This is a genomic window from Pseudomonas acericola (SeqCode) (assembly GCF_053456465.1).
In genome coordinates, this window is sequence record NZ_JBRFJB010000002.1 from 1,004,496 (window position 1) to 1,023,980 (window position 19,485).

Annotated in this window: 19 protein-coding genes; 12 read left to right on the plus strand and 7 right to left on the minus strand. The window is 63.0% G+C overall.

Translation table 11 applies throughout. From position 1 onward, the window contains the following. Window positions 1-37 precede the first annotated feature (37 nt). Window positions 38-370: a ComEA family DNA-binding protein gene (locus ACU688_RS10750; protein ID WP_448184678.1), complete on the plus strand. Its 333-nt coding sequence runs from the start codon at window positions 38-40 to the stop codon at window positions 368-370. Window positions 371-386: 16 nt separating this feature from the next. Here the strand turns inward: ACU688_RS10750 and ACU688_RS10755 are convergent, their stop codons facing one another. Further along, entirely contained in the window at window positions 387-965 is a 579-nt protein-coding gene (locus tag ACU688_RS10755) for a TetR/AcrR family transcriptional regulator (RefSeq protein ID WP_448184679.1), read from the minus strand. Window positions 966-1,095: 130 nt separating this feature from the next. Between ACU688_RS10755 and ACU688_RS10760 the strand changes: the two genes are divergently transcribed. Beyond that, window positions 1,096-1,740, plus strand: a complete 645-nt coding sequence (locus ACU688_RS10760) for a GntR family transcriptional regulator (protein WP_448184680.1) — start codon at window positions 1,096-1,098, stop codon at window positions 1,738-1,740. Between the two features lie 15 nt (window positions 1,741-1,755). Beyond that, complete coding sequence (locus tag ACU688_RS10765; RefSeq protein ID WP_448184681.1) at window positions 1,756-2,604, plus strand: urea carboxylase-associated family protein; 849 nt, start codon at window positions 1,756-1,758, stop codon at window positions 2,602-2,604. Between the two features lie 8 nt (window positions 2,605-2,612). Here ACU688_RS10765 and ACU688_RS10770 read toward each other — a convergent pair whose 3' ends face one another. Beyond that, window positions 2,613-2,780, minus strand: a complete 168-nt coding sequence (locus ACU688_RS10770) for a DUF2897 family protein (RefSeq protein WP_008437727.1) — start codon at window positions 2,778-2,780, stop codon at window positions 2,613-2,615. A gap of 111 nt (window positions 2,781-2,891) precedes the next feature. Then, the gene (gene eat, locus ACU688_RS10775) at window positions 2,892-4,256 is read right to left on the minus strand and encodes an ethanolamine permease (RefSeq protein ID WP_448184682.1); all 1,365 of its coding nucleotides are present in this window, start codon (window positions 4,254-4,256) and stop codon (window positions 2,892-2,894) included. Window positions 4,257-4,658: 402 nt separating this feature from the next. On the opposite strand from eat, the gene kdpF reads away from it, so the two are divergent. The 6 genes from kdpF (at window position 4,659) to ACU688_RS10805 (ending at window position 12,702) form a co-directional block, all read left to right on the plus strand. After that, complete coding sequence (kdpF, locus tag ACU688_RS10780) at window positions 4,659-4,748, plus strand: K(+)-transporting ATPase subunit F (RefSeq protein WP_003218754.1); 90 nt, start codon at window positions 4,659-4,661, stop codon at window positions 4,746-4,748. 10 nt (window positions 4,749-4,758) lie between these two features. Continuing rightward, the gene (kdpA, locus tag ACU688_RS10785) at window positions 4,759-6,459 is read left to right on the plus strand and encodes a potassium-transporting ATPase subunit KdpA (protein WP_448184683.1); all 1,701 of its coding nucleotides are present in this window, start codon (window positions 4,759-4,761) and stop codon (window positions 6,457-6,459) included. 21 nt (window positions 6,460-6,480) lie between these two features. Continuing rightward, window positions 6,481-8,538, plus strand: coding sequence for a potassium-transporting ATPase subunit KdpB (gene kdpB / locus ACU688_RS10790; protein WP_448184684.1), 2,058 nt, complete (start codon window positions 6,481-6,483; stop codon window positions 8,536-8,538). A gap of 64 nt (window positions 8,539-8,602) precedes the next feature. Then, the gene (kdpC, locus tag ACU688_RS10795; protein WP_448184685.1) at window positions 8,603-9,148 is read left to right on the plus strand and encodes a potassium-transporting ATPase subunit KdpC; all 546 of its coding nucleotides are present in this window, start codon (window positions 8,603-8,605) and stop codon (window positions 9,146-9,148) included. Window positions 9,149-9,323: 175 nt separating this feature from the next. Further along, a complete protein-coding gene (locus tag ACU688_RS10800) occupies window positions 9,324-11,975 on the plus strand; it encodes a DUF4118 domain-containing protein (protein WP_448184686.1) in 2,652 nt (883 codons plus the stop codon). 37 nt (window positions 11,976-12,012) lie between these two features. After that, a complete protein-coding gene (locus ACU688_RS10805; protein ID WP_448184687.1) occupies window positions 12,013-12,702 on the plus strand; it encodes a response regulator in 690 nt (229 codons plus the stop codon). A gap of 121 nt (window positions 12,703-12,823) precedes the next feature. Here ACU688_RS10805 and ACU688_RS10810 read toward each other — a convergent pair whose 3' ends face one another. Then, on the minus strand, window positions 12,824-13,861 hold the full coding sequence (locus tag ACU688_RS10810; RefSeq protein ID WP_017734443.1) for a patatin-like phospholipase family protein: 1,038 nt from the start codon (window positions 13,859-13,861) through the stop codon (window positions 12,824-12,826). A gap of 197 nt (window positions 13,862-14,058) precedes the next feature. Here ACU688_RS10810 and ACU688_RS10815 point away from each other — a divergent pair, with 197 nt between their 5' ends. The 3 genes from ACU688_RS10815 to ACU688_RS10825 all read left to right on the plus strand — a co-directional run bounded on the left by ACU688_RS10815 (window position 14,059) and on the right by ACU688_RS10825 (window position 16,088). Beyond that, on the plus strand, window positions 14,059-14,337 hold the full coding sequence (locus tag ACU688_RS10815; RefSeq protein WP_017734442.1) for a hypothetical protein: 279 nt from the start codon (window positions 14,059-14,061) through the stop codon (window positions 14,335-14,337). Window positions 14,338-14,380: 43 nt separating this feature from the next. Then, on the plus strand, window positions 14,381-15,142 hold the full coding sequence (locus tag ACU688_RS10820) for a CHAD domain-containing protein (RefSeq protein ID WP_448184688.1): 762 nt from the start codon (window positions 14,381-14,383) through the stop codon (window positions 15,140-15,142). Window positions 15,143-15,290: 148 nt separating this feature from the next. Next, a complete protein-coding gene (locus tag ACU688_RS10825; protein ID WP_448184689.1) occupies window positions 15,291-16,088 on the plus strand; it encodes an acyl-CoA thioesterase in 798 nt (265 codons plus the stop codon). A gap of 3 nt (window positions 16,089-16,091) precedes the next feature. On the opposite strand, the gene ACU688_RS10830 is transcribed toward ACU688_RS10825, so the two are convergent. The 3 genes from ACU688_RS10830 to ACU688_RS10840 all read right to left on the minus strand — a co-directional run bounded on the left by ACU688_RS10830 (window position 16,092) and on the right by ACU688_RS10840 (window position 19,379). Beyond that, window positions 16,092-16,454 carry an Mpo1-like protein gene (locus tag ACU688_RS10830; protein WP_448184690.1) on the minus strand — a complete coding sequence of 121 codons (363 nt, stop codon included), beginning with the start codon at window positions 16,452-16,454 and terminating at the stop codon, window positions 16,092-16,094. A gap of 540 nt (window positions 16,455-16,994) precedes the next feature. Then, window positions 16,995-18,476: a methyl-accepting chemotaxis protein gene (locus tag ACU688_RS10835; protein ID WP_448184691.1), complete on the minus strand. Its 1,482-nt coding sequence runs from the start codon at window positions 18,474-18,476 to the stop codon at window positions 16,995-16,997. 96 nt (window positions 18,477-18,572) lie between these two features. Next, window positions 18,573-19,379, minus strand: a complete 807-nt coding sequence (locus tag ACU688_RS10840) for a TatD family hydrolase (protein WP_448184692.1) — start codon at window positions 19,377-19,379, stop codon at window positions 18,573-18,575. Window positions 19,380-19,485: the final 106 nt, after the last annotated feature.

Sequence of the window (19,485 nt, forward strand, 5' to 3'; positions counted from 1 at the left end):
GCTGCTTTTCTCTCATAGATGTCAAGGAGCGTCACCCATGCAAAACACCTACATTTCTTCCCTGATCTTCGCCTTCCTCACCACTCTTTCCGTCACCACCACCGCAGCCCCTTCGATCAAACCCGAAGCGCCAACCCCCATCTCTGCGCAAATCAGCAAGGCCGAGCAAGCCGCCAAGGTCAACCTGAACGCCGCCGACGCCGAGACCCTGCGTCGCGACTTGTTTGGCATCGGCGCCGCCAAAGCCAAGGCGATCGTCGCCTACCGCGATAGCAACGGTCCGTTCACGGCAGTGGATGAGTTGTTGGAGGTGAAGGGCATCGGCAAGGCGTTGCTGGAGAAGAACCGCGATAGGCTGTCGATCAACTAACCCGCCAGGAGGCCGGTCATTGATCGGCCTTTTCATCCTCCCGGATCTGCGTTTTCAAAGTGTCTCGCACCACGTCCATGATCTGCGTTGCCAACTGCGGATTCTCGACACTCCTGGCCAACACCAATGCGCCCACCAGTGTCGACATCATCACCAGTGCCTGGGCGTCAGCGCGGCCTTCACCCAAAGCTGTTTCAATCTGTTTGAGCCGTGCGTCGAGGACTGCGTCCGTTGTCGGACTAGGCTGGCCTCGTAGCCCTAGTTCGGAACACATGGTCGGCAACGGGCAACCCTGGTCTGGGGAGGAGTGGTGCCAGTCCGACAGGTAGCTGTCGATGAACGCGTCCAGCGGCCGCTCCTGGCTGAACAGCATCTCGCAGTGGGCATCAAGCTCTGCGGCCGAGGCGAGCAGGGCTTTTTCCACCAGTTCGTCCTTGGACTTGAAGTGTGCGTAGAACCCGCCATGCGTCAGATTCAGCGCTTTCATCAGCGGCTGCAAACCGGTGGCGCCAATGCCGTCGCGGCGAAAACGTACGGACGCTTCCTTGATGATGCGCTGATGGGTCTGGGCTTTATGGTCGTGGGAGTAACGCATAGGGCTGCCTCGGTAACGAGAGGGCAGTTTAACGGAGTTGAACGTTATTACACATCCGGCGAACTGCGGCGCTTGGCACGAAAAGTGATTACGACTACGCGGAGGATTGTTCAACAATCGTGGGGTAGTGATGACACTCAATCTGTCGTTAGCCGACCAGATCGCCTTGGAGCTTCGCGCCGATATTATTGGCGGGCGGCTGTTACCGGGAATGGCGTTGGTCGAGGTGGAGTTGGTGAAGAGTTATAACGCATCGCGCAACACAATTCGCGAAGCGTTGCATCGCCTCGGGCAGGAAGGGCTGACCCGGTACGTGCGAAACAAGGGGGTGATGGTCCGACGCCTGGAGCGCGAAGAGGTGCGTGACTTGTTTGTAGTCCGACGCACGTTGGAGTTGCAGGCCATTGCTCAGAGCGGCGCATTGACCGTCGATCAGTCCGAGCGCATGCAAAATGCTATCGACGCCACCACCCTTGCGCGGGAACGTGAAGATTGGCGCGCCGTGGCGACCCACAGCCTGGTGTTCCACCAACAGATTGTCGGGCTGATGCGCAGCCCGTTGTTCGATGAGTTTTTCGCCCAGGTGATCGCCCAGTTACGCCTGGTGTTTTGTGCGGCACCCGATGAGCAGCGGTTCCAGTCGCCCTGGCTGGAGCGTGACCGTGAGATATACGCGCTATTGGTCCAAGCGGACAAACCGGCGGCAGGGCAGGCGCTGGCTTTGTATCTGGACGATTCGGAGCGTGTGTCGCTGGCTCTGTTCACCCACCCTTGATCGAGGAGTTCCATGATGTACAAAGACTATCCGGCGGCTTACCAGGTCAGCAAAGGCTCGGCGCTGCAGGTCGATACGGCGTTTTACGAGCGTATTCGCGAGCGCGCCGACCAACGCACGTTGATTGAGCAATTCGAGGTACCGATTCGTACGGGGCGGGCGTGGAAGGTCCCGGCGGGGCACGTCTTCCGGGTGACCACGCCGGTTGGTCCGCAAGTGGGCGACTTTAACGTATGGAACGCCAATGACCCGCGCGAGCGACTGTGGGCAGCACGCACGCGGCAGTTGCAGGGCGCCCATGTCAGCACCCATGACCGCTTGTGGTCGAACCTGCCGTTTTTGCGGCCCCTGGTGACCATCACCGATGACAGCCTGGCGAGCTACGGCATCGATGAGCATGGCGGGCGCCTGCATGATCTGCTCGGTACGCGCTGCGATCCGTATGTGAACCGCATGCTCACCGGCGAGGACTTCCATCACCATTGCCATTCGAACCTGACGCGGGCGGTTTTACCCCACGGCCTGACGGAGTTCGACGTGCATGATGTGTTGAATATTTTCCAGTGCACCGGCCTCAATCAGGACGACATGTATTTCATGAAGGCGTGCCCGGCGCAGAAGGGCGATTACCTGGAGTTCTTTGCCGAGATTGATCTGCTGTGCGCGCTGTCGACGTGCCCGGGCGGAGACTTGTCGCTGCCGATGTGGGGCCCGGACGCGCAGGACCCGCTGACGGTGTGTCGCCCGCTGGGTGTTGAGATCTACCGGTTGGAAGAGGCGCTGCTGAATGGCTGGAGCCAGCCGGAACGTGCTGCCTACAAGGGGCAGCACGGGTTGCATATTGCCAAGGCTGCCTGGGAGTAACCCAAGGCTCAGCGATCCTGCGCGTCCTTGGCATCCGCCTGGGCGTTGCGTTCGGCCACGCGCTTGCGTTGTTCGTCGGTGAGTTCCACCTTGTTGGCGCTGTCCCGCAGCATCAGCAGGCCACCGACGATCGAGCCGATCGCCACCACTAAAATCAACCACGCGTACCACGGCATAAGGCTCTCCTTGAGGCAGATTGCCGTGGGAGAATTTTCCCACGGGAATAACTGCTTTGAGTAACGGGCTTTCTCAGTAGTTCAGTGTAGGCCCGTTCTGCCTCAAGTAGATCAGAGCCCGGTCAACATCGCATCCGCCGGTGCATCGGCGCGGCGCTGCGCGGTCATCTGGAAGTAGGCAAACCCTACCGCCATAAAGCCTAGGAAGATCAGCCCGATCAACGTGTTGAACCAGGCCATGGCCACCAGGCACACCACTGCCAAAACCAGTGCGATGCCCGGCACGATCGGGTAACCCGGGGCGCGGAAGGTGCGCTCCAGCAGCGGTTCGGTCTTACGCAGCTTGAACAGGCTGAGCATGCTCATGATGTACATCACGATGGCGCCGAACACGGCCATGGTGATCATCGCTGCGGTCAGCGTCATGCCGCCCAGGTTGATCAAACCGTCGCTGTAGATCGCGGCGATGCCGACCACGCCACCGGCGAGGATGGCGCGGTGGGGTGTCTGAAAGCGCGACAGCTTGGCGAGGAAAGAGGGTAGGTACCCGGCGCGGGCCAAGGCAAAGAACTGACGCGAATAGCCGAGGATGATGCCGTGGAAGCTCGCCACCAGGCCGAACAGGCCGATCCACACCAGCATGTGCAGCCAGCCGGAGTGGTCGCCCACCACGGTTTTCATCGCTTGCGGCAGTGGGTCGTTGATGTTCGACAAGGTGCGCCAGTCACCCACGCCGCCGGCGAAGAACATCACGCCCATGGCCAGGATCACCAGGGTCAGGATGCCGCTGATGTAGGCTTTTGGAATGGTGCGCTTGGGATCTTTCGCTTCTTCTGCGGCCATGGCCGCGCCTTCGATGGCGAGGAAGAACCAGATCGCAAAGGGAATCGCCGCAAACATCCCGGCAATCGCCGGCGCGCCAAAGGTGTCGGAACCGGCCCAACCATTCAGGGCGAAGTTACTGAAGCTGAACGCGGGGGCGACCACGCCCATGAAGACCAGCAACTCGGCCACGGCAAGTACACACACCACCAGCTCAAAGGTGGCCGCGAGTTTCACGCCAAGGATGTTCAGGCCCATGAATACGAAATAGGCGCCGACGGCCGCGTGTTTCGGGTCCAGTGCCGGAAACTGCACATTGAGATAGGCGCCGATCGCCAAGGCGATGGCGGGCGGGGCGAACACGAATTCAATCAGGGTCGCCAGCCCGGCAATCAAGCCGCCTTTCTCACCAAACGCGCGACGGCTGTAGGCAAATGGCCCACCGGCATGAGGAATGGCGGTGGTCAGTTCGGTGAAACTGAAGATAAAGCAGGTGTACATCGCGGCGACCATCAACGAAGTCACCAGGAAGCCCAAGGTCCCGGCGACGCCCCAGCCGTAGCTCCAACCGAAGTATTCCCCGGAAATCACCAGCCCCACGGCAATGCCCCACAAATGCAGGGTACCCAAGGTGGGTTTGAGTTGTGTGTTCATCGTGTTGCGCTCCCTGAACGGTTTGGAATGATTCAAGGTGTTGCAGCGGCCATGCCAGCCTGAGAATCATTGTCGTAAAGCCGCACAACTGTCGTCGGGGGGATGGTTTGGCGTTTGAATCTCGGCAGGGTTGCACCAGATGAGTGCGATGTTGTTTGAGCTGCCGTCATCGCGGGCAAGCCCGCTCCCACACTGACCGAGGTGGCCGGTCAAACTGTGGGAGCCGGGCTTGCCCGCGATGAGGCCCTCCCAGCCAGCACAAATCCCCCTGTAACCCCCGCGTAAACCCACTCTTTACGCCGTCTTTACGCCCCGCCCGCATCCTCGCTCTCGTTCCTTTACGCCACTCCTGCGGACAATTGCCCCACACGCGGCAATACGCCGCTAAACGGAGAAACTTCCATGAGCGTTCTGGACGGGGTGTCACTGCTATTGGCCGTGGCGCTGTTCATTTATCTGCTGGTTGCGCTGTTACGCGCGGATCGGAACTAGGAGCTTGGCCATGCACAGTTATGACTATTGGCTGATCATCGCCTTCTTTGCCGTGGTGTTGGTGCCGGCGCCGTTTCTGGGCCGGTTCTACTACAAGGTGATGGAAGGCCAGCGCACTTGGCTGAGCCCGGTCCTGGGGCCTGTCGAAAAAGCCTGCTACCGCCTCTCGGGGGTGGATGAACATCAGGAACAAAGCTGGCAGAAGTACATGCTGGCCCTGCTGGCATTCAACCTTGCCGGCTTCCTGCTGCTGTTCGCCATCCTGCTGTTCCAGGACTACCTCCCACTGAACCCGCAGAAATTGCCGGGCCAGGAATGGACGTTGGCCTTCAACACCGCCGTCAGTTTCATGACCAACACCAACTGGCAGTCCTACAGCGGTGAGGCGTCCCTGAGCTACCTCAGCCAGATGGCCGGCCTGACCGTGCAGAACTTCGTCAGCGCCGCCACTGGCCTGGCAGTCCTTGTCGCGTTGTGCCGTGGGATCGGTCGCAAATCCGCGCAGACCTTGGGCAACTTCTGGGTCGACATGACCCGCGCCACCCTCTACGGCCTGCTGCCCCTGTGCCTGGTGCTCGCATTGTTCCTGGTGTGGCAGGGCGTGCCGCAGACCTTCGCGCATTACGTCGATGCGCTGACGATGCAGGGCGTGGATCAGGTGATCCCTCTCGGCCCGGCCGCCAGCCAGATTGCGATCAAGCAACTGGGCACCAACGGCGGTGGTTTCTTCGGCGTCAACTCGGCGCACCCGTTTGAAGACCCGACCGCGTGGGCCAACCTGTTTGAGGTGGCGTCGATCATCCTGATCCCGGTGGCGCTGGTGTTCACCTTCGGTCACTACGTCAAGGACCTGCGCCAGAGCCGCGCGATCCTCGGCTGCATGTTGGCGCTGTTCCTGATCGGCGGCGCCACGTCGCTGTGGTCCGAGTACCAGCCTAACCCGACCCTGAACCACCCAGCCGTTGAACAGACTGCACCGCTGGAAGGCAAGGAAGCGCGCTTCGGCACCACCGGCACCGTGCTCTGGTCGGTGACCACCACGGCGGCGTCCAACGGCTCGGTCAACGGCATGCAAGACAGCCTCAGCCCGCTGAGCGGCATGGTCGCGCTGGTCAATATGATGGTCGGCGAAGTGATCTTCGGCGGCGTCGGTGCCGGCATGTACGGCATGTTGCTGAACGTGTTGATCGCGGTGTTCCTCGCCGGTTTGATGATCGGCCGCACGCCGGAATACCTCGGCAAGAAACTCCAGGCCAAGGAAGTGCAACTGCTCGTGGTGACCTTGCTGGTGATGCCGGTGGGCGTGCTCGTCCTTGGTGCCATCGCCGCCAGCCTGCCCGGCCCGGCGAGTGCCATCAGCAACCCCGGCCCCCACGGTTTCAGCCAGTTGCTCTACGCCTACACCTCGGCCAGTGCCAACAACGGCTCGGCGTTCGGCGGCTTCAGCGCCAACACCGCGTTTCACAACCTAATGCTCGGCCTTGGCATGTTGATCGGCCGCTTCGGCTACATCCTCCCGGTCCTGGCCCTGGCCGGCAGCCTGGCGATGAAGAAGGCCGCACCGATTGGCCAGAACAGCTTCCCGACCCATGGCCCGCTGTTCGTGACCCTGTTGACCGTGACCATTTTGCTGGTGGGCGGCCTGACTTTCCTGCCGACGCTGGCGCTGGGACCCATTGCTGAACATTTGAGCATGGCTGCTCCTAAATAAAGAGCTAAAGGGGATATGACAATGAATATGCCTGCAAAAAACGCAGCTCCCGTGACTACCCAGGAGCCCGCCAAAACCGCCATCTCCGCCCTGTGGCGCCCGGCGCTGGTCCAGGCGTTCGTCAAGCTGGACCCGCGCCAATTGCAACGCTCGCCGGTGATGCTGGTGGTCGAACTGACCGCGATCCTCACCACCGTGTTGTGCTTCGTGCCCGACACCGCCGTGCCGACGTTTGTCGCCGTGCAAATCGCCGTGTGGCTGTGGTTCACCGTGTTGTTCGCCAACTTCGCCGAAGCCTTGGCCGAAGGGCGTGGCAAGGCCCGTGCCGACAGCCTCAAGGCCGGCAGCGAAGGCCTCAGCGCGCGCCGCAAGGAAGCCGACGGCAGCTTCAAGGTCGTGCCGGCCACCAGCCTGCGCAAAGGCGATGTGGTGCGCGTCGCCGCCGGGGAAATGATCCCCGGTGACGGCGAGGTCATCGAAGGCATCGCGGCGGTCAACGAAGCGGCGATCACCGGCGAATCCGCGCCAGTGATCCGCGAGTCCGGCGGCGACCGCTCGGCCGTCACCGGCAACACGCGGCTGGTGTCGGACTGGCTGCTAATCCGCATCACCGCCAACCCCGGTGAGTCCACCCTGGACCGCATGATCGCCCTGGTCGAAGGCGCCAAACGCCAGAAAACCCCCAACGAAGTGGCGCTGGATATCCTGCTGATCGGCCTCACCCTGATCTTCCTGTTGGTGGTGGTGACCCTGCAACCGTTCGCCCACTTCGCCAATGGCAGCTTGCCCCTGGTGTTCCTTGTCGCACTGCTGGTGACGCTGATTCCTACCACCATTGGCGGCCTGTTGTCGGCCATCGGCATCGCCGGCATGGACCGCCTGGTGCGCCTCAACGTGATCGCCAAATCCGGGCGCGCGGTGGAAGCGGCGGGAGACGTGCATGTGTTGCTGCTAGATAAGACCGGCACCATCACCTTTGGCAACCGTCGCTGCTCGGCGGTGGTCGCGGCGCCTGGCGTCAGTGGCCGCGAGTTGGCCGAAGGCGCGCTGTTGGCGTCCCTGGCGGACGACACGGCGGAAGGCAAATCCATCGTTGAATACCTGCGTGCGCTGCACCCCCAAGCCGAGCCGTCCCTGGACGAACTGACCGCCGTACCGTTCAGCGCCGAAACCCGCCTGTCCGGCGTCGACTACCAAGGCCGCGTATTCCGCAAAGGCGCGGTGGATTCGCTGCTGGCCTTTGTCGGCCAACAACGCCGCGACCTCGCACCCGCGCTGTCGCGGGAAATCGACAAGATCGCCCAAAGCGGCGGCACCCCGTTGCTGGTGTGCGCCGACGGCAAATTGCTCGGTGCGATCCACCTCAAGGACGTGGTCAAGCCCGGCATCCGCGAACGTTTCGCCGAACTGCGCAAGCTGGGGATTCGCACCGTGATGGTCACCGGCGACAACCCGCTGACCGCCGCCGCGATTGCGGCCGAAGCCGGCGTGGACGACGTGCTGGCCGAAGCCACCCCGGAGAAAAAACTCGCGCGTATTCGTCACGAGCAGAACGACGGCCGCCTGGTCGCCATGTGCGGCGACGGCGCCAACGACGCCCCGGCGCTGGCCCAGGCTGACGTCGGCATGGCGATGAACGACGGCACCCAGGCTGCCCGCGAAGCGGCGAACATGGTCGACCTCGACAGCGACCCCACCAAGCTCTTGGACGTGGTGCAGATCGGCAAGGAATTGCTGGTGACCCGTGGCGCGCTGACGACCTTTTCCATCGCCAACGACGTGGCCAAATACTTCGCGATCCTGCCGGCGCTGTTCGCTTCGATCTACCCGCAACTGGGCGTGCTCAACGTGATGCACTTGCAGAGCCCGCAGAGCGCGATCCTCTCGGCCATCGTGTTCAACGCGCTGATCATCGTGGTGTTGATTCCCCTGGCGCTGCGCGGCGTGCGCGTACAGGCGGCGAGTGCGGCGGCGTTGCTGCGACGCAACCTGCTGATCTACGGCGTGGGCGGGTTGCTGGTGCCGTTCGTGGGCATCAAGGCAATCGACATGCTGCTGACCGCGCTGCACCTGGTTTGACCCGATGCCTGTGGGTGCTCTCCCAGTGCCCACAGGTTGCAATGACCGAATTGAGGAACTTGAAATGTCCAACATCATCCGCCCGGCCCTGAGCCTGCTGGTGCTCATGACCCTGATTACCGGCGTCGCCTATCCACTGGTGGTCACCGGCGTCGCCCAAGTCGCCTTCCCCGACCAGGCCAACGGCAGCCTGGTGTACGACGCCAGCGGCAAGGTGCGCGGCTCCAGCCTGATCGCCCAGGACTTCACTGGTGACAACTGGTTCCACCCGCGCCCATCCGCCGGTGCCTTTGCCACGGTTTCCAGCAGCGCCAGCAACCTTGGCCCGAGCAACCCGGCATTGGCCACGCGCATCTTCGACGATGCGAGTAAACAGCTGGTGCCAAGCCAGGGGGCAGTGCCTTTGGCCTCGTTGACTACCTCTGGCAGCGGTCTTGATCCACACTTGCCACCGGAGGCGATTGCCTATCAACTGGCGCGCGTGGCGGCGGCGCGGAATGTGCCGGTGTCGACCCTGCAACGTTTGCTCGATGAGCACATCGAAAGCCCGTTGGTGGGGCCGCCGGTGGTGAATGTGCTGGCGCTGAACATGGCCCTGGAAAAACTGTAATCCCCTGTGGGAGCGAGCTTGTTGTGGCGAGGGAGCTTGCTCCCGCTGGAGTGCGAAGCGCTCCCAAGCTTTTTGGGGCCGCTGCGCAGCCCAGCGGGAGCAAGCTCCCTCGCCACAAACATCCGCTCCCACACTGAATCCTCAGTGAACATAAATACCTGAAGGAACCCCAAGCATGAGCGACTCCGGCCGCGCCGATGCCCTGCTAGCCGACCTGCCCCGCAACGGCCGTGGCCGGCTCAAAGTCTTCCTCGGCGCCGCGCCGGGCGTGGGCAAGACCTACGCCATGCTCCAGGCCGCCCACACCCAGCTGCGCCAGGGCGTCAAGTTGATCGCCGGCGTGGTCGAGACCCACGGCCGCGCCGAGACCGAAGCCCTGCTCAGCGGCCTGCCGCAGCAACCGCTGTTACGCACTGAATACCGCGGCGTGATGCTCGAAGAAATGGACCTCGACGGCCTGCTCGCCGCCAAGCCCAAGCTGGTGCTGGTGGACGAACTGGCGCACAGCAACGCCCCCGGCAGCCGGCATGAAAAGCGCTGGCAAGACATCCAGGAACTGCTCGCCGCCGGCATCAACGTGTTTACCACGGTCAACGTCCAGCACCTGGAAAGCCTTAACGACCAAGTGCGCGGCATCACCGGCGTGCAGGTGCGCGAAACCCTGCCGGACTGGGTGCTGCAAGAGGCCGACGAACTGTTGCTGATCGACCTGCCATCGCGCGAACTGCTGGAGCGCCTGCGCGACGGCAAGGTGTATGTGCCGGAACAGGCCCGCGCGGCCATCGACGCATTTTTCACCCAGACCAACCTGATGGCCCTGCGCGAGCTGGCGATGCAGACCGCCGCAGCCCACGTCGATGACGACTTGGCCCAGGGCTACCGTCAGCTCGGCCAGGCCGCACCAGCGGTGCGCGGTCGCCTGCTGGTGGGCGTGGATGGCGATGCCCAGGCCGAACGCCTGGTGCGGCATGCCAGCCGTGTCGCGCAACGTCGGCATTTGCCGTGGAGCCTGGTGCATATCGATAACGGCGGCGCGCGCGACGAACAATCGCGCCTGCGCCTGCAAAACGCCCAGCAACTGGCCGAACGCCTGGGCGGCGAAGTGGTGTTGCTGCGCGCGGGGGAGGTGGCCAAGACCCTGATCCAGCACGCCGCCGAGCGCCGTGCCAGCTTGCTGCTGGTGGGCCAGTCGCGCATGCGCTGGCGCCGTCGGGTATTCGGTGGCGGGTTGGCGGCGCGCCTGTTGCGCAATGCCCGTGGCCTTGAAATCAACGTCCTCGACAGCGACGACATCCCCGCGACGCCGCGCCTGCCGGATGTGCGCGGGCTGGTGTGGTTCGACTACGGCCTGGCGGTGGTGGCGACCATCGTTGCGGCGGCGGTGGCCTGGGCGGTGTCCAGCGTGTTGCCGTTGCCGAATATCTCGCTGGTGTTCCTCGCCGCGGTGCTGCTGGTGGCGGTGCGCAGCAGCCTGGGGCCGTCGCTGGTGTGTGCGGCGTTGTCGTTTCTGACCTATGACTTCCTGTTTATCCCGCCGAATTTTTCCTTCGCGATCCAGCGTGAAGAAGACGTGCTGACCTTGCTGTTCTTCCTGCTGATGGCGGCGCTCACCGGCAACCTCGCGGCGCGTCAACGCCGGCAGCTGCAGGCGCTGCGCGACACCCAGGAAGAAACCAGCGAGTTGCTCGACCTGTCGCGCAAACTCACCGCCGCCACCGACCGCCAGGCGGTGATCAGCGCGGCGGCCCATCACCTGGAAGGCTGGAGCGACCTCGACCTGTGCCTGGTCAATCGCGACGGCCAAGGGGGTTGGACGATAGAAACCGGTGGCCCGCTGACCCTCACCGAAGGCGAACGCGCCGCTGCGGACTGGGCCTGGCAGCACGATCAACCGGCCGGCATGGGCACGGGCACCTTGCCGCTTGGGCGTTGGTGGTGGTGGCCGTTATCCGCTGAAGAAGGGCCGCTGGGCCTGCTCGGCGTGAGCCCCAAACCGGGCCTGGAATTGAGCGGCCAGCGCCGCCGCCTGCTGACGGCCTTGAGCCAGCCGCTGGCGCAAGCCCTGGCCCGCGCGCAACTGGCGCAGGAGTTGGAGTCGGCGCGCTTGCACGGCGAAACCGAGCAACTGCGCAGCGCCTTGCTCGCCTCGGTGTCCCACGATTTGCGCACGCCGCTGACCTCCATGCGCGGCAGCATCGACAGCCTGCTGGCCCTCGGCGAGGCCATCCCGCTGGAGGACCGCCGCGAACTGCTGGAAGGCACCCGCGATGAAGCCGAGCGCCTCGACCGTTACATCCAGAACCTGCTGGACATGACGCGCCTGGGCCACGGCGCGCTGAAGCTGGCGCGGGACTGGGTGTCCCCTGGTGATATTGTCGGCAGCGCCCTCGGCCGATTGCGCGCCGTGCTGGCGCCGCTGCAGGTGCACACCGAGGTACCGGCACAATTGCCGTTGCTGTATGTGCACGCGGCGCTGATCGAGCAGGCACTGGTTAATGTGCTGGAAAACGCCGCGCGCTTTTCGCCGGCCCATGGGCGCTTGCAGTTGAGTGCGGGCGTCGCGGATAACCAGCTGTTTTTTGCCGTCGCCGACGAAGGCCCCGGCATCCCCGAAGACGAGCGCGCGAAGATTTTCGACATGTTCTACACCGCCGCCCGTGGCGACCGTGGCGGGCAGGGCACCGGTCTCGGTTTGGCGATCTGCCAGGGCATGGTCGGCGCCCACGGCGGGCATATCGGCGTGGCCGATGGCATCGACGGCCGCGGTACCTGCATCACCCTGTTCCTGCCCTTGCCGACCCAGCCTGGCCTGGAGCGCGAGGCATGAGCTACCCTGTTTTCTCTCCCGATTCTGATTGGACACCATGAGCCAGACCGCGACGATTTTGGTCATTGATGACGAACCGCAGATCCGCAAATTCCTGCGTATCAGCCTGGCCTCCCAGGGCTACAAGGTGATCGAGGCCGGCACCGGCAACGAAGGCCTGGCCCAGGCGGCGCTGAGCAAACCGGACTTGCTGGTGCTCGACCTCGGCCTGCCGGACATGGACGGCCAGCAAGTGCTGCGCGAATTTCGCGAGTGGTCCACGGTGCCGGTGCTGGTGCTGTCGGTGCGGGCCAGCGAAGGGCAGAAGGTCGAAGCCCTGGACGGCGGCGCCAATGACTATGTGACCAAGCCCTTTGGCATCCAGGAATTTCTCGCCCGCGTGCGTGCGCTGCTGCGCCAGGCGCCGGCGGGTGAGGCCCAGGAAGCGGCGTTGTGTTTCGGCCCGCTGACCGTGGACCTGGCCTACCGCCGCGTGCTGCTGGACGGCGTCGAGGTCGCCCTGACCCGCAAGGAATACGCGGTGCTGGCGCAACTGGCGCGGCATCCGGGACGGGTAATTACCCAGCAGCAATTGCTCAAGGATATCTGGGGGCCGACCCATACCGAGGACAGCCACTACCTGCGGATTGTGGTGGGACATTTGCGGCAGAAGCTGGCGGATGATCCGACGCAGCCGCGGTTTATCGTGACGGAGGCGGGGGTGGGGTATCGGTTGTTGAGCACATAGATTTGTGTTGTTTGGTCCGGCCTCATCGCAGGCAAGCCAGCTCCCACATTTTGAAAGTGTTCACAATTCAAGTGTGGGAGCTGGCTTGCCTGCGATGAGGCCATCAGCACCACCAAAAGTCTCAGCCCTGCTCACTCTCATACCGATCCAAGGTGTCCCGCGCAATCTCCCGCCCCAGCGCGATCAACTCCGGCGCCTTGTAGAACTCGAAAAACCGGCACACCCGCTTCGGCACGTTGATCAACACATCCGGCGGATACCCGGCAATCTTGTACTGCGCCAACGACGTCTGCATCACCTCGAAACTCTGGTTGATCAGGTCCAGCAACGACGCCGGCCCCACGTTATCAATGATGAACGAACCGGTCGCCGACTTCGGCGCGCCAGCCTTTTCCGGCGCGGCGGCGGGTTGCTGGGATTCGGGTTCCGCCGAGTCCAGCCATGGGTTGATGTCGGCGGCTTCGGCCTGCAAGGCTTCCTGTTCCAGCTTCATCAATTGCTCGGCCTGCTTGCGGCGAAACGGCAGGTGCGAACCCAGTGATTTGGCCAGGCTGTTGAAGCGGCTCTTGAACGCCGGCGGGCGCTGGATCACCGGTAATTGGTAGTGCTTCTGGTTGGTGGCGTTGAGGTTGACTGCGATGATCAAATCGCAATGGCTCGACACCACCGGCACGATCGGCAGCGGGTTGAGCAGGCCGCCGTCCACCAGCATGCGGTTGCCTTGCATCACCGGCGTGAACAGGCTGGGGATCGCCGCCGAAGCGCGCATGGCCTGGTGCAGGCAGCCTTCCTGGAACCAGATTTCCTGTTGGTTGGTGAGGTCGGTGGCGACGGCGGTGTAGGGGATGCGCAATTCTTCGATATTCAATTCGCCGACAATCTTGCGGATCTGGCCGAAGACCTTCTCGCCACGAATCGCCCCGAGGCGAAAACTCACGTCCACCAGGCGCAGTACGTCGAGGTAATCGAGACTTTCGATCCAGTTGCGGTACTCATCCAGCTTGCCGGCGGCATAGATGCCACCGACCACGGCGCCCATGGAACAACCGGCGACGCAGGCGATGTCGTAGCCGCGTCGTTCGATCTCTTCGATCACGCCGATATGGGCGTAGCCCCGAGCCCCGCCAGAGCCCAGCACCAAGGCAACACGTTTCTTCATGGTCATGTCCTACAGATGGCAGGTGCCCACAATGCACCCATTGAGGGGGCGGCTTCAATCTTCGCTGCGGGAGTGCTAAGCCTCGGGTATGCTCTGGTGATAGGTACGATCGATTTCAGGCTAAGGACAAGGCACTTTTTCATGTAGGCAACGTCTACAACGTTACGACTGTTTTTCTTTATTTTGAGGTGTCATCGATGAAAGCCTGGATGTGTGTGCCTGTGATCGTGTTGGCCTTGGCCGGTTGTGCCGGGAAAACCGCGTACCGCGACAGCTGCGGCACGCAACTGGATGCCGCGTGGCACGAACTGGACCTGGCCAAGGCTGAAGGGTTCGCCGGGACTGTCAGCTATTCCAAGGCCCTGTCCCTGCTGACCGGTGCCAAGACGCAGCAGCAATTTGAAGCGTTTGAAGGCTGCGCCAACAAGGCCGAGAAAGCGCGGTTCTACATTCGTGAGTCGCGCGCCGGGCGTTGATCCGAGCGGCGAGTAGGATTTTTCATCGGAGAGTGAGGGCAGGATGTCAGCTTTGGTCGATCAGTTAGTCGCTCAGGTCATTGGCCTGGAAGTAGGGTTACTGAGCTGCCAGGCTCGTCTCACCGCCGTCACCGACGATGAAGCCCTGCATGATCTGCGCACCACCGTGCGCCGCCTGCGTAGCGTGTTGCGGCCCTTGCGCGGACTGCCCGGCGTGGAACAGCTTGAATCGGCCGCCAGCGCAGTCGGCCAATTGACCACACCGCTGCGTGACCGCGAGGTGCTGGCGGCCTATCTGCACCAGCACGGCTATCACGACGCCGCGGATCGGCGCCTGCGCCTGCAACCCGAGGCGTATCGCCAAGTGGCGCAAAGCCCCGAGTTGGCGCAGCTGCTGCTGATCCTCGATGCCTTCCCGCGATTTATCCGCGCATCCGACCATCAGAAATTGCTCAAGGGCCTGCGCCCGCGCATCGAGAAACGCCTGGCCAAGCAATGGCAGGCCCTCGACGCTGCATTGAAGGACCCCGGCCACGATCGCCACCGCCTGCGGTTGCTGATCAAGCGCGTGCGTTATGCCGCCGAGGCCTATCCTGAATTGCACAAACTCCCCGCCAACGCCATGTCCCGCCTGAAGAAAGCCCAAGGCGCCCTGGGTGATTGGCACGACTGCTGGCAGTGGCTGGCCCAGGCCGAACACCAGCCGGATCTGCAACCCTGCGTTGCCGTGTGGCGGCGCACCATGGCCAAGGCCGAAGGGCAGGCGGACCGCGTGCTGGACAAGCTCCGCGCCGATTGCTTCTGACCCACGATCGTTCCCACGCTCCGCGTGGGAACGCAGCCCAGGACGCTCCGCGTCCTACAATCGTCCGGCTTTTGGCCGGAATAGGCGCTGTACCAGGCCACCACGCTGGTTAAGATCGCCCATCCGTTTCCTTTGATGTGAGGCCGCCATGCGCTTTTGTGATTTGCTCGACGCCGCCCGAAGCCACCCGCAAGACGTCACCATCCCCGCCGAATGGGCCCAGGGCCGTGCGACCTTCGGCGGCCTGGTTGCCGCATTGCAATACGAAGCCCTGCGTGCCCAGGTGCCAGCGGACCGTCCGTTACGCTCGCTGGCGATCACCTTCGTCGGCCCGGTGGCACCCGATGTGCCCGCCAGTTACCAAGTCGAAGTGCTGCGTGAGGGCAAGGCCGTCAGCCAATTGCTCGGCCGTGTGGTGCAGAACGGTGAAGTGGCGACGCTGGTGCAGGCCAGCTTCGGCGGTTCCCGTGAGTCGGAAATTGTGGTCGAAAGCGCCGCGCCGCCCGCGTTCAAACACTGGGATGAATGCCAGGAACTGCCCTACATCAAGGGCGTCACGCCGGAGTTCATGCGCCATTTGGCGATGCGCTGGAGTGTCGGCGGCCTACCGTTTACCGGGAACAAGTCCCGCGACATGGGCGGTTGGGTCCGACTGCGGGGGGATGTGAAGGAAGAACCGCTGACCGAGGCGCACATCCTTGCGTTGGTTGACGCCTGGCCCCCGGCCTTGCTGCCGCACCTGAAAAAGCCCGCGCCGGGCAGCACGCTGACCTGGACTATCGAGTTCATCCAGCCGTTGCAGGAGCTGACCACGCTGGACTGGTGCCAGTACTACGTAACCATCGAACACGCCCGCGACGGCTACGGTCACGCCGCCGCCGCGCTGTGGAGCCCGAGCGGCGCGTTGATCGCCATCAGCCGCCAGACCGTGGTGGTGTTCGCCTGACACTCAGTGCCGATGGCGCTGCCGCCAGGCGCGCCACCAGCCGCCGCTGAAGACAAAGCGCGGGAAGGTCACGAACTGCTCGACCACCAGACGCTGCAGCGCGTCTTTACGATCACTGAAGGGTTCACTGGCCTGGGCTTCCAGGCTATGGCCATGACGCTGCAATGCCAGGCCGGCAACGATGCCGACCACACCAATGGCGAAGCTGGCCAGGCTCAAGCTGAACACCCCGGACACAATCAACAGAAACCCGACGATAAATAGCGGCACGGCAATCAGGTGCAATGCCAGGTTGGTCGGGTGCTGATGGTTTTGCGGGTAGCTGCGCCATTGCCAGGCGGGGAGATTGGGGTGACGTTTGCCCATGATGAAAAATCCTCTGTCCGTTGAAACAACTTGAACAGAGTTTAGGTGGGGGCGGGCAGGTCGGCGAATCAAGGCTGGCTATGGGGGCCATAGGTATCTACACAACTTTCAGCATTGCTGCTGTACCCGTGACGGCCGGGCGATTTTTACCGGGTGTAAACCGGTTCAAAATGTGGGAGCTGGCTTGCCTGCGATAGCTATGTGTTAGGCGCTGAGGCTTTTTGGGCGGAGTACATATCCGTTATTTGGGTAACGGCTGATGTTGGTTCCGCCCTTACGGCGGGTCACTTTTGGAAAAGAGCCCCAAAAGTAACCAAAAGGGCTCTTGCCCCACCACTCGGCACCTCGCCTAGGCTCGGTGTGCCCTCTCTCCGGCTTGACTCCGTGGGCCGCCGCCACGCGCCATCCATGGCGCGGGGCGGCTAACCCGGCGTCCTGCCGGGTTACCCACGGATTCAAGCCTGCGTTCGGCCAGCGTGGTTAACGGGGCGCCTAAGATCAAAAGCTGAAAAGCCAAAGCCAAAGCCAGCCTGCGTTGGCTTACAACTTAAGTTGCCCGATAGCCTTGCTCAACTCGCCCGCCAAGGTCGCCAGCTCGTTGCTGGTGGTGGCCGAATCCACGGTTTGTTGCACGGTGTTTTCGGTGACGTCGCGGATGCTCACCACTGCGCGGTTCATCTCTTCAGCGACATGGCTTTGTTGCTCGGCGGCGACGGCGATCTGGGTGTTGCTCTCGCGCATCTGCGCCACGGCGCTGGTGATTTCGGCGAGGGCGTTGCCGGCTTCGAGGGCTTGTTGCACGCAGTCGTCGGCCTTGAACGAGCTTTCCTGCATAAAGTCCACCGCGTCGCGGGTGCCGGCTTGCAGTGCGGAGACCATGCGGGTGATTTCGTCGGTGGAGCTTTGCACGCGCTTGGCCAGGTTGCGCACCTCGTCGGCGACCACGGCAAAGCCACGGCCCATTTCGCCGGCGCGGGCGGCTTCGATAGCGGCGTTGAGAGCGAGCAGGTTGGTCTGTTCGGCGATGCTGTGGATCACCCCGACCACGCCGTTGATTTTCTGGCTGTCTTCGGCGAGTTTCTGGATCATTTCGGCGGTCTGTTGCACGCCGGTGGACAGCCCGGCAATCGAGCGTTGCACGCGGGTTACCACTTCCTGGCCGCTGCCGGCGAGAGAGTCGGCGGTCTGCGACAGGTCGCGGGTGGCGCCGGCGTGTTGGGCGATGTGGTAGACGGTGGCGGTCATCTCGTTGATGGCGGTGGCGGCCTGGTCGGTTTCGCTTTGCTGGCCGAGCATGCCGTGTTGCACCTCGTTCATGCTGCTGGCCAGGCGTGCGGCGCCGTCATCCAGTTGCTGGGCGGTGCGCGCCACGGTGTTGACCACCCGTTGGTAGCCGGCCTGCATGGCGTTGAAGGCGCTGGCCATCTGCCCGACTTCATCCTTGCACGCCAGTGGCACACGGGCGGACAGGTCGCCGGTTTTTTCCACGTGCAGCATCACGTCCTTGAGGGTGTTGAGCTGGCTGAGCAGGAAGCGGATCAGCAACTGCGATGCACCGAGCATCGCCAGCATCAAGATCGCCACGGCGACGGCGTAGTTGGCAAAGCGCTCTTCGAACACTTGGCTCAGGCTTGGCGCGTAGGCCAGTACGGCGACGTATTGGCCGTCGGCGCGGGCGACCACGTCGGCGCCCAGCAGTGGGTTTTCGCCGAACCAGGGCATGTGGTTGAGTTCGACCCAGCCCGTGGCACTGGCCAGTGCTGACAGATCCTGATCCCCCAGTTGTGGGACTTGGCCACGGGAAAAGGCCAGCCAGTGCTCGCCCTTGGGCAGCGGTGTGCCAGCGGGCCATGCGCCGAGCAAGCGCGCCTGGGCCTGCGCCGACGCTTGGGACGCGTCGCTGCGCGCTTGTTGTTCGAGCTGCACGGCGTACAGCACCAGCAACAAAGTGGTGATGAAAGCGACCGCGTTGACGGCCCAGAATTTGTACTTCAGTGAGATGTTGCTAAGCCAGGCACCCATGGAAGGTTTTCTCTGATAGCGGAAACAGCATTGGCAAGGTGCCAGTATTGTGCCGCTATTCAGCAGGGCGCTTTTGACATGGGTCAATGCGCCGCATTACTCCACGGTAGGCAGGCCAAAAAATGCACGGGCACAGGCGCTGCTGTGCTCGGCCAGGTCTTCCTCGGTCTCATTGCGGTGCAGGGCGACTTCGCGCAGCACTTCGGGCAGATAGGCCGGTTCGTTGCGGCCGTTTTTCGGCTTGGGCCGCAGGGTACGCGGCAGCAGATAGGGCGCATCGCTTTCCAGCATCAGACGGCCCCGGGGAATTTCCCTGACTAGCGGGTGCAGATGGGTCCCACGGCGCTCGTCGCAGATCCAGCCGGTAATACCAATGTGCAAATCCAGGTCGAGGTAGCTGAACAGCGCTTGCTGCTCGCCGGTAAAGCAATGCACCACGGCGGCGCTCAGGTGGTCGCGGTAGTCCTTGAGGATGTCCAGTAGGCGCTGGTTGGCGTCACGTTCATGGAGAAACACCGGCAGTTGCAGCTCGACGGCCAGGGCCAGGTGTTCTTCGAGGACTTTTTCCTGCTGCGGGCGCGGGGAGAAATCCCGATTGAAATCCAGCCCGCATTCGCCCACCGCACGCACGCGGCTTTCGCTGAGCAAACCGTGCAGGCGTCGGGCGCTGTCGCCGTTCCAGTCGCTGGCGGAGTGCGGGTGGATACCGGCGGTGCTGAACAGGCGCTGGCCGCTTTCATCGAGTTTTACGCAGAGTTCCAGGGCCTGTTCGCTGCCGTCGAGGCTGGTGCCGGTGACGACCAATTGTTGCACGCCAGCGGCGTAGGCACGGTCGAGCACGGCCTGGTGCTTCTCGTCGAAACTGGGGTTGGTCAGGTTGACGCCGATATCAATGAGTTGCATGGTGCTATCTCCGCCTGCGGCAGGAAAGCATATCAGAGCTGTAGATTTATAAGAAAAACGAAGAACTACAACGAGTTATCGCTGTCTTTGAACGTCGCAAGTGACA

Bases quoted from the DNA above. Each gene is read 5' to 3' on its own strand.
- ACU688_RS10765 (WP_448184681.1), top strand. From the start codon at position 1,756: ATGTACAAAGACTATCCGGCGGCTTACCAGGTCAGCAAAGGCTCGGCG.
- kdpA (WP_448184683.1), top strand. From the start codon at position 4,759: ATGCACAGTTATGACTATTGGCTGATCATCGCCTTCTTTGCCGTGGTG.
- ACU688_RS10760 (WP_448184680.1), top strand. From the start codon at position 1,096: ATGACACTCAATCTGTCGTTAGCCGACCAGATCGCCTTGGAGCTTCGC.
- ACU688_RS10825 (WP_448184689.1), top strand. From the start codon at position 15,291: ATGCGCTTTTGTGATTTGCTCGACGCCGCCCGAAGCCACCCGCAAGAC.
- ACU688_RS10810 (WP_017734443.1), bottom strand. From the start codon at position 13,861: ATGAAGAAACGTGTTGCCTTGGTGCTGGGCTCTGGCGGGGCTCGGGGC.
- eat (WP_448184682.1), bottom strand. From the start codon at position 4,256: ATGAACACACAACTCAAACCCACCTTGGGTACCCTGCATTTGTGGGGC.
- kdpB (WP_448184684.1), top strand. From the start codon at position 6,481: ATGAATATGCCTGCAAAAAACGCAGCTCCCGTGACTACCCAGGAGCCC.
- kdpC (WP_448184685.1), top strand. From the start codon at position 8,603: ATGTCCAACATCATCCGCCCGGCCCTGAGCCTGCTGGTGCTCATGACC.
- ACU688_RS10820 (WP_448184688.1), top strand. From the start codon at position 14,381: ATGTCAGCTTTGGTCGATCAGTTAGTCGCTCAGGTCATTGGCCTGGAA.
- ACU688_RS10835 (WP_448184691.1), bottom strand. From the start codon at position 18,476: ATGGGTGCCTGGCTTAGCAACATCTCACTGAAGTACAAATTCTGGGCC.
- ACU688_RS10755 (WP_448184679.1), bottom strand. From the start codon at position 965: ATGCGTTACTCCCACGACCATAAAGCCCAGACCCATCAGCGCATCATC.
- ACU688_RS10840 (WP_448184692.1), bottom strand. From the start codon at position 19,379: ATGCAACTCATTGATATCGGCGTCAACCTGACCAACCCCAGTTTCGAC.
- ACU688_RS10750 (WP_448184678.1), top strand. From the start codon at position 38: ATGCAAAACACCTACATTTCTTCCCTGATCTTCGCCTTCCTCACCACT.
- ACU688_RS10815 (WP_017734442.1), top strand. From the start codon at position 14,059: ATGAAAGCCTGGATGTGTGTGCCTGTGATCGTGTTGGCCTTGGCCGGT.
- ACU688_RS10805 (WP_448184687.1), top strand. From the start codon at position 12,013: ATGAGCCAGACCGCGACGATTTTGGTCATTGATGACGAACCGCAGATC.
- ACU688_RS10770 (WP_008437727.1), bottom strand. From the start codon at position 2,780: ATGCCGTGGTACGCGTGGTTGATTTTAGTGGTGGCGATCGGCTCGATC.
- ACU688_RS10830 (WP_448184690.1), bottom strand. From the start codon at position 16,454: ATGGGCAAACGTCACCCCAATCTCCCCGCCTGGCAATGGCGCAGCTAC.
- ACU688_RS10800 (WP_448184686.1), top strand. From the start codon at position 9,324: ATGAGCGACTCCGGCCGCGCCGATGCCCTGCTAGCCGACCTGCCCCGC.
- kdpF (WP_003218754.1), top strand. From the start codon at position 4,659: ATGAGCGTTCTGGACGGGGTGTCACTGCTATTGGCCGTGGCGCTGTTC.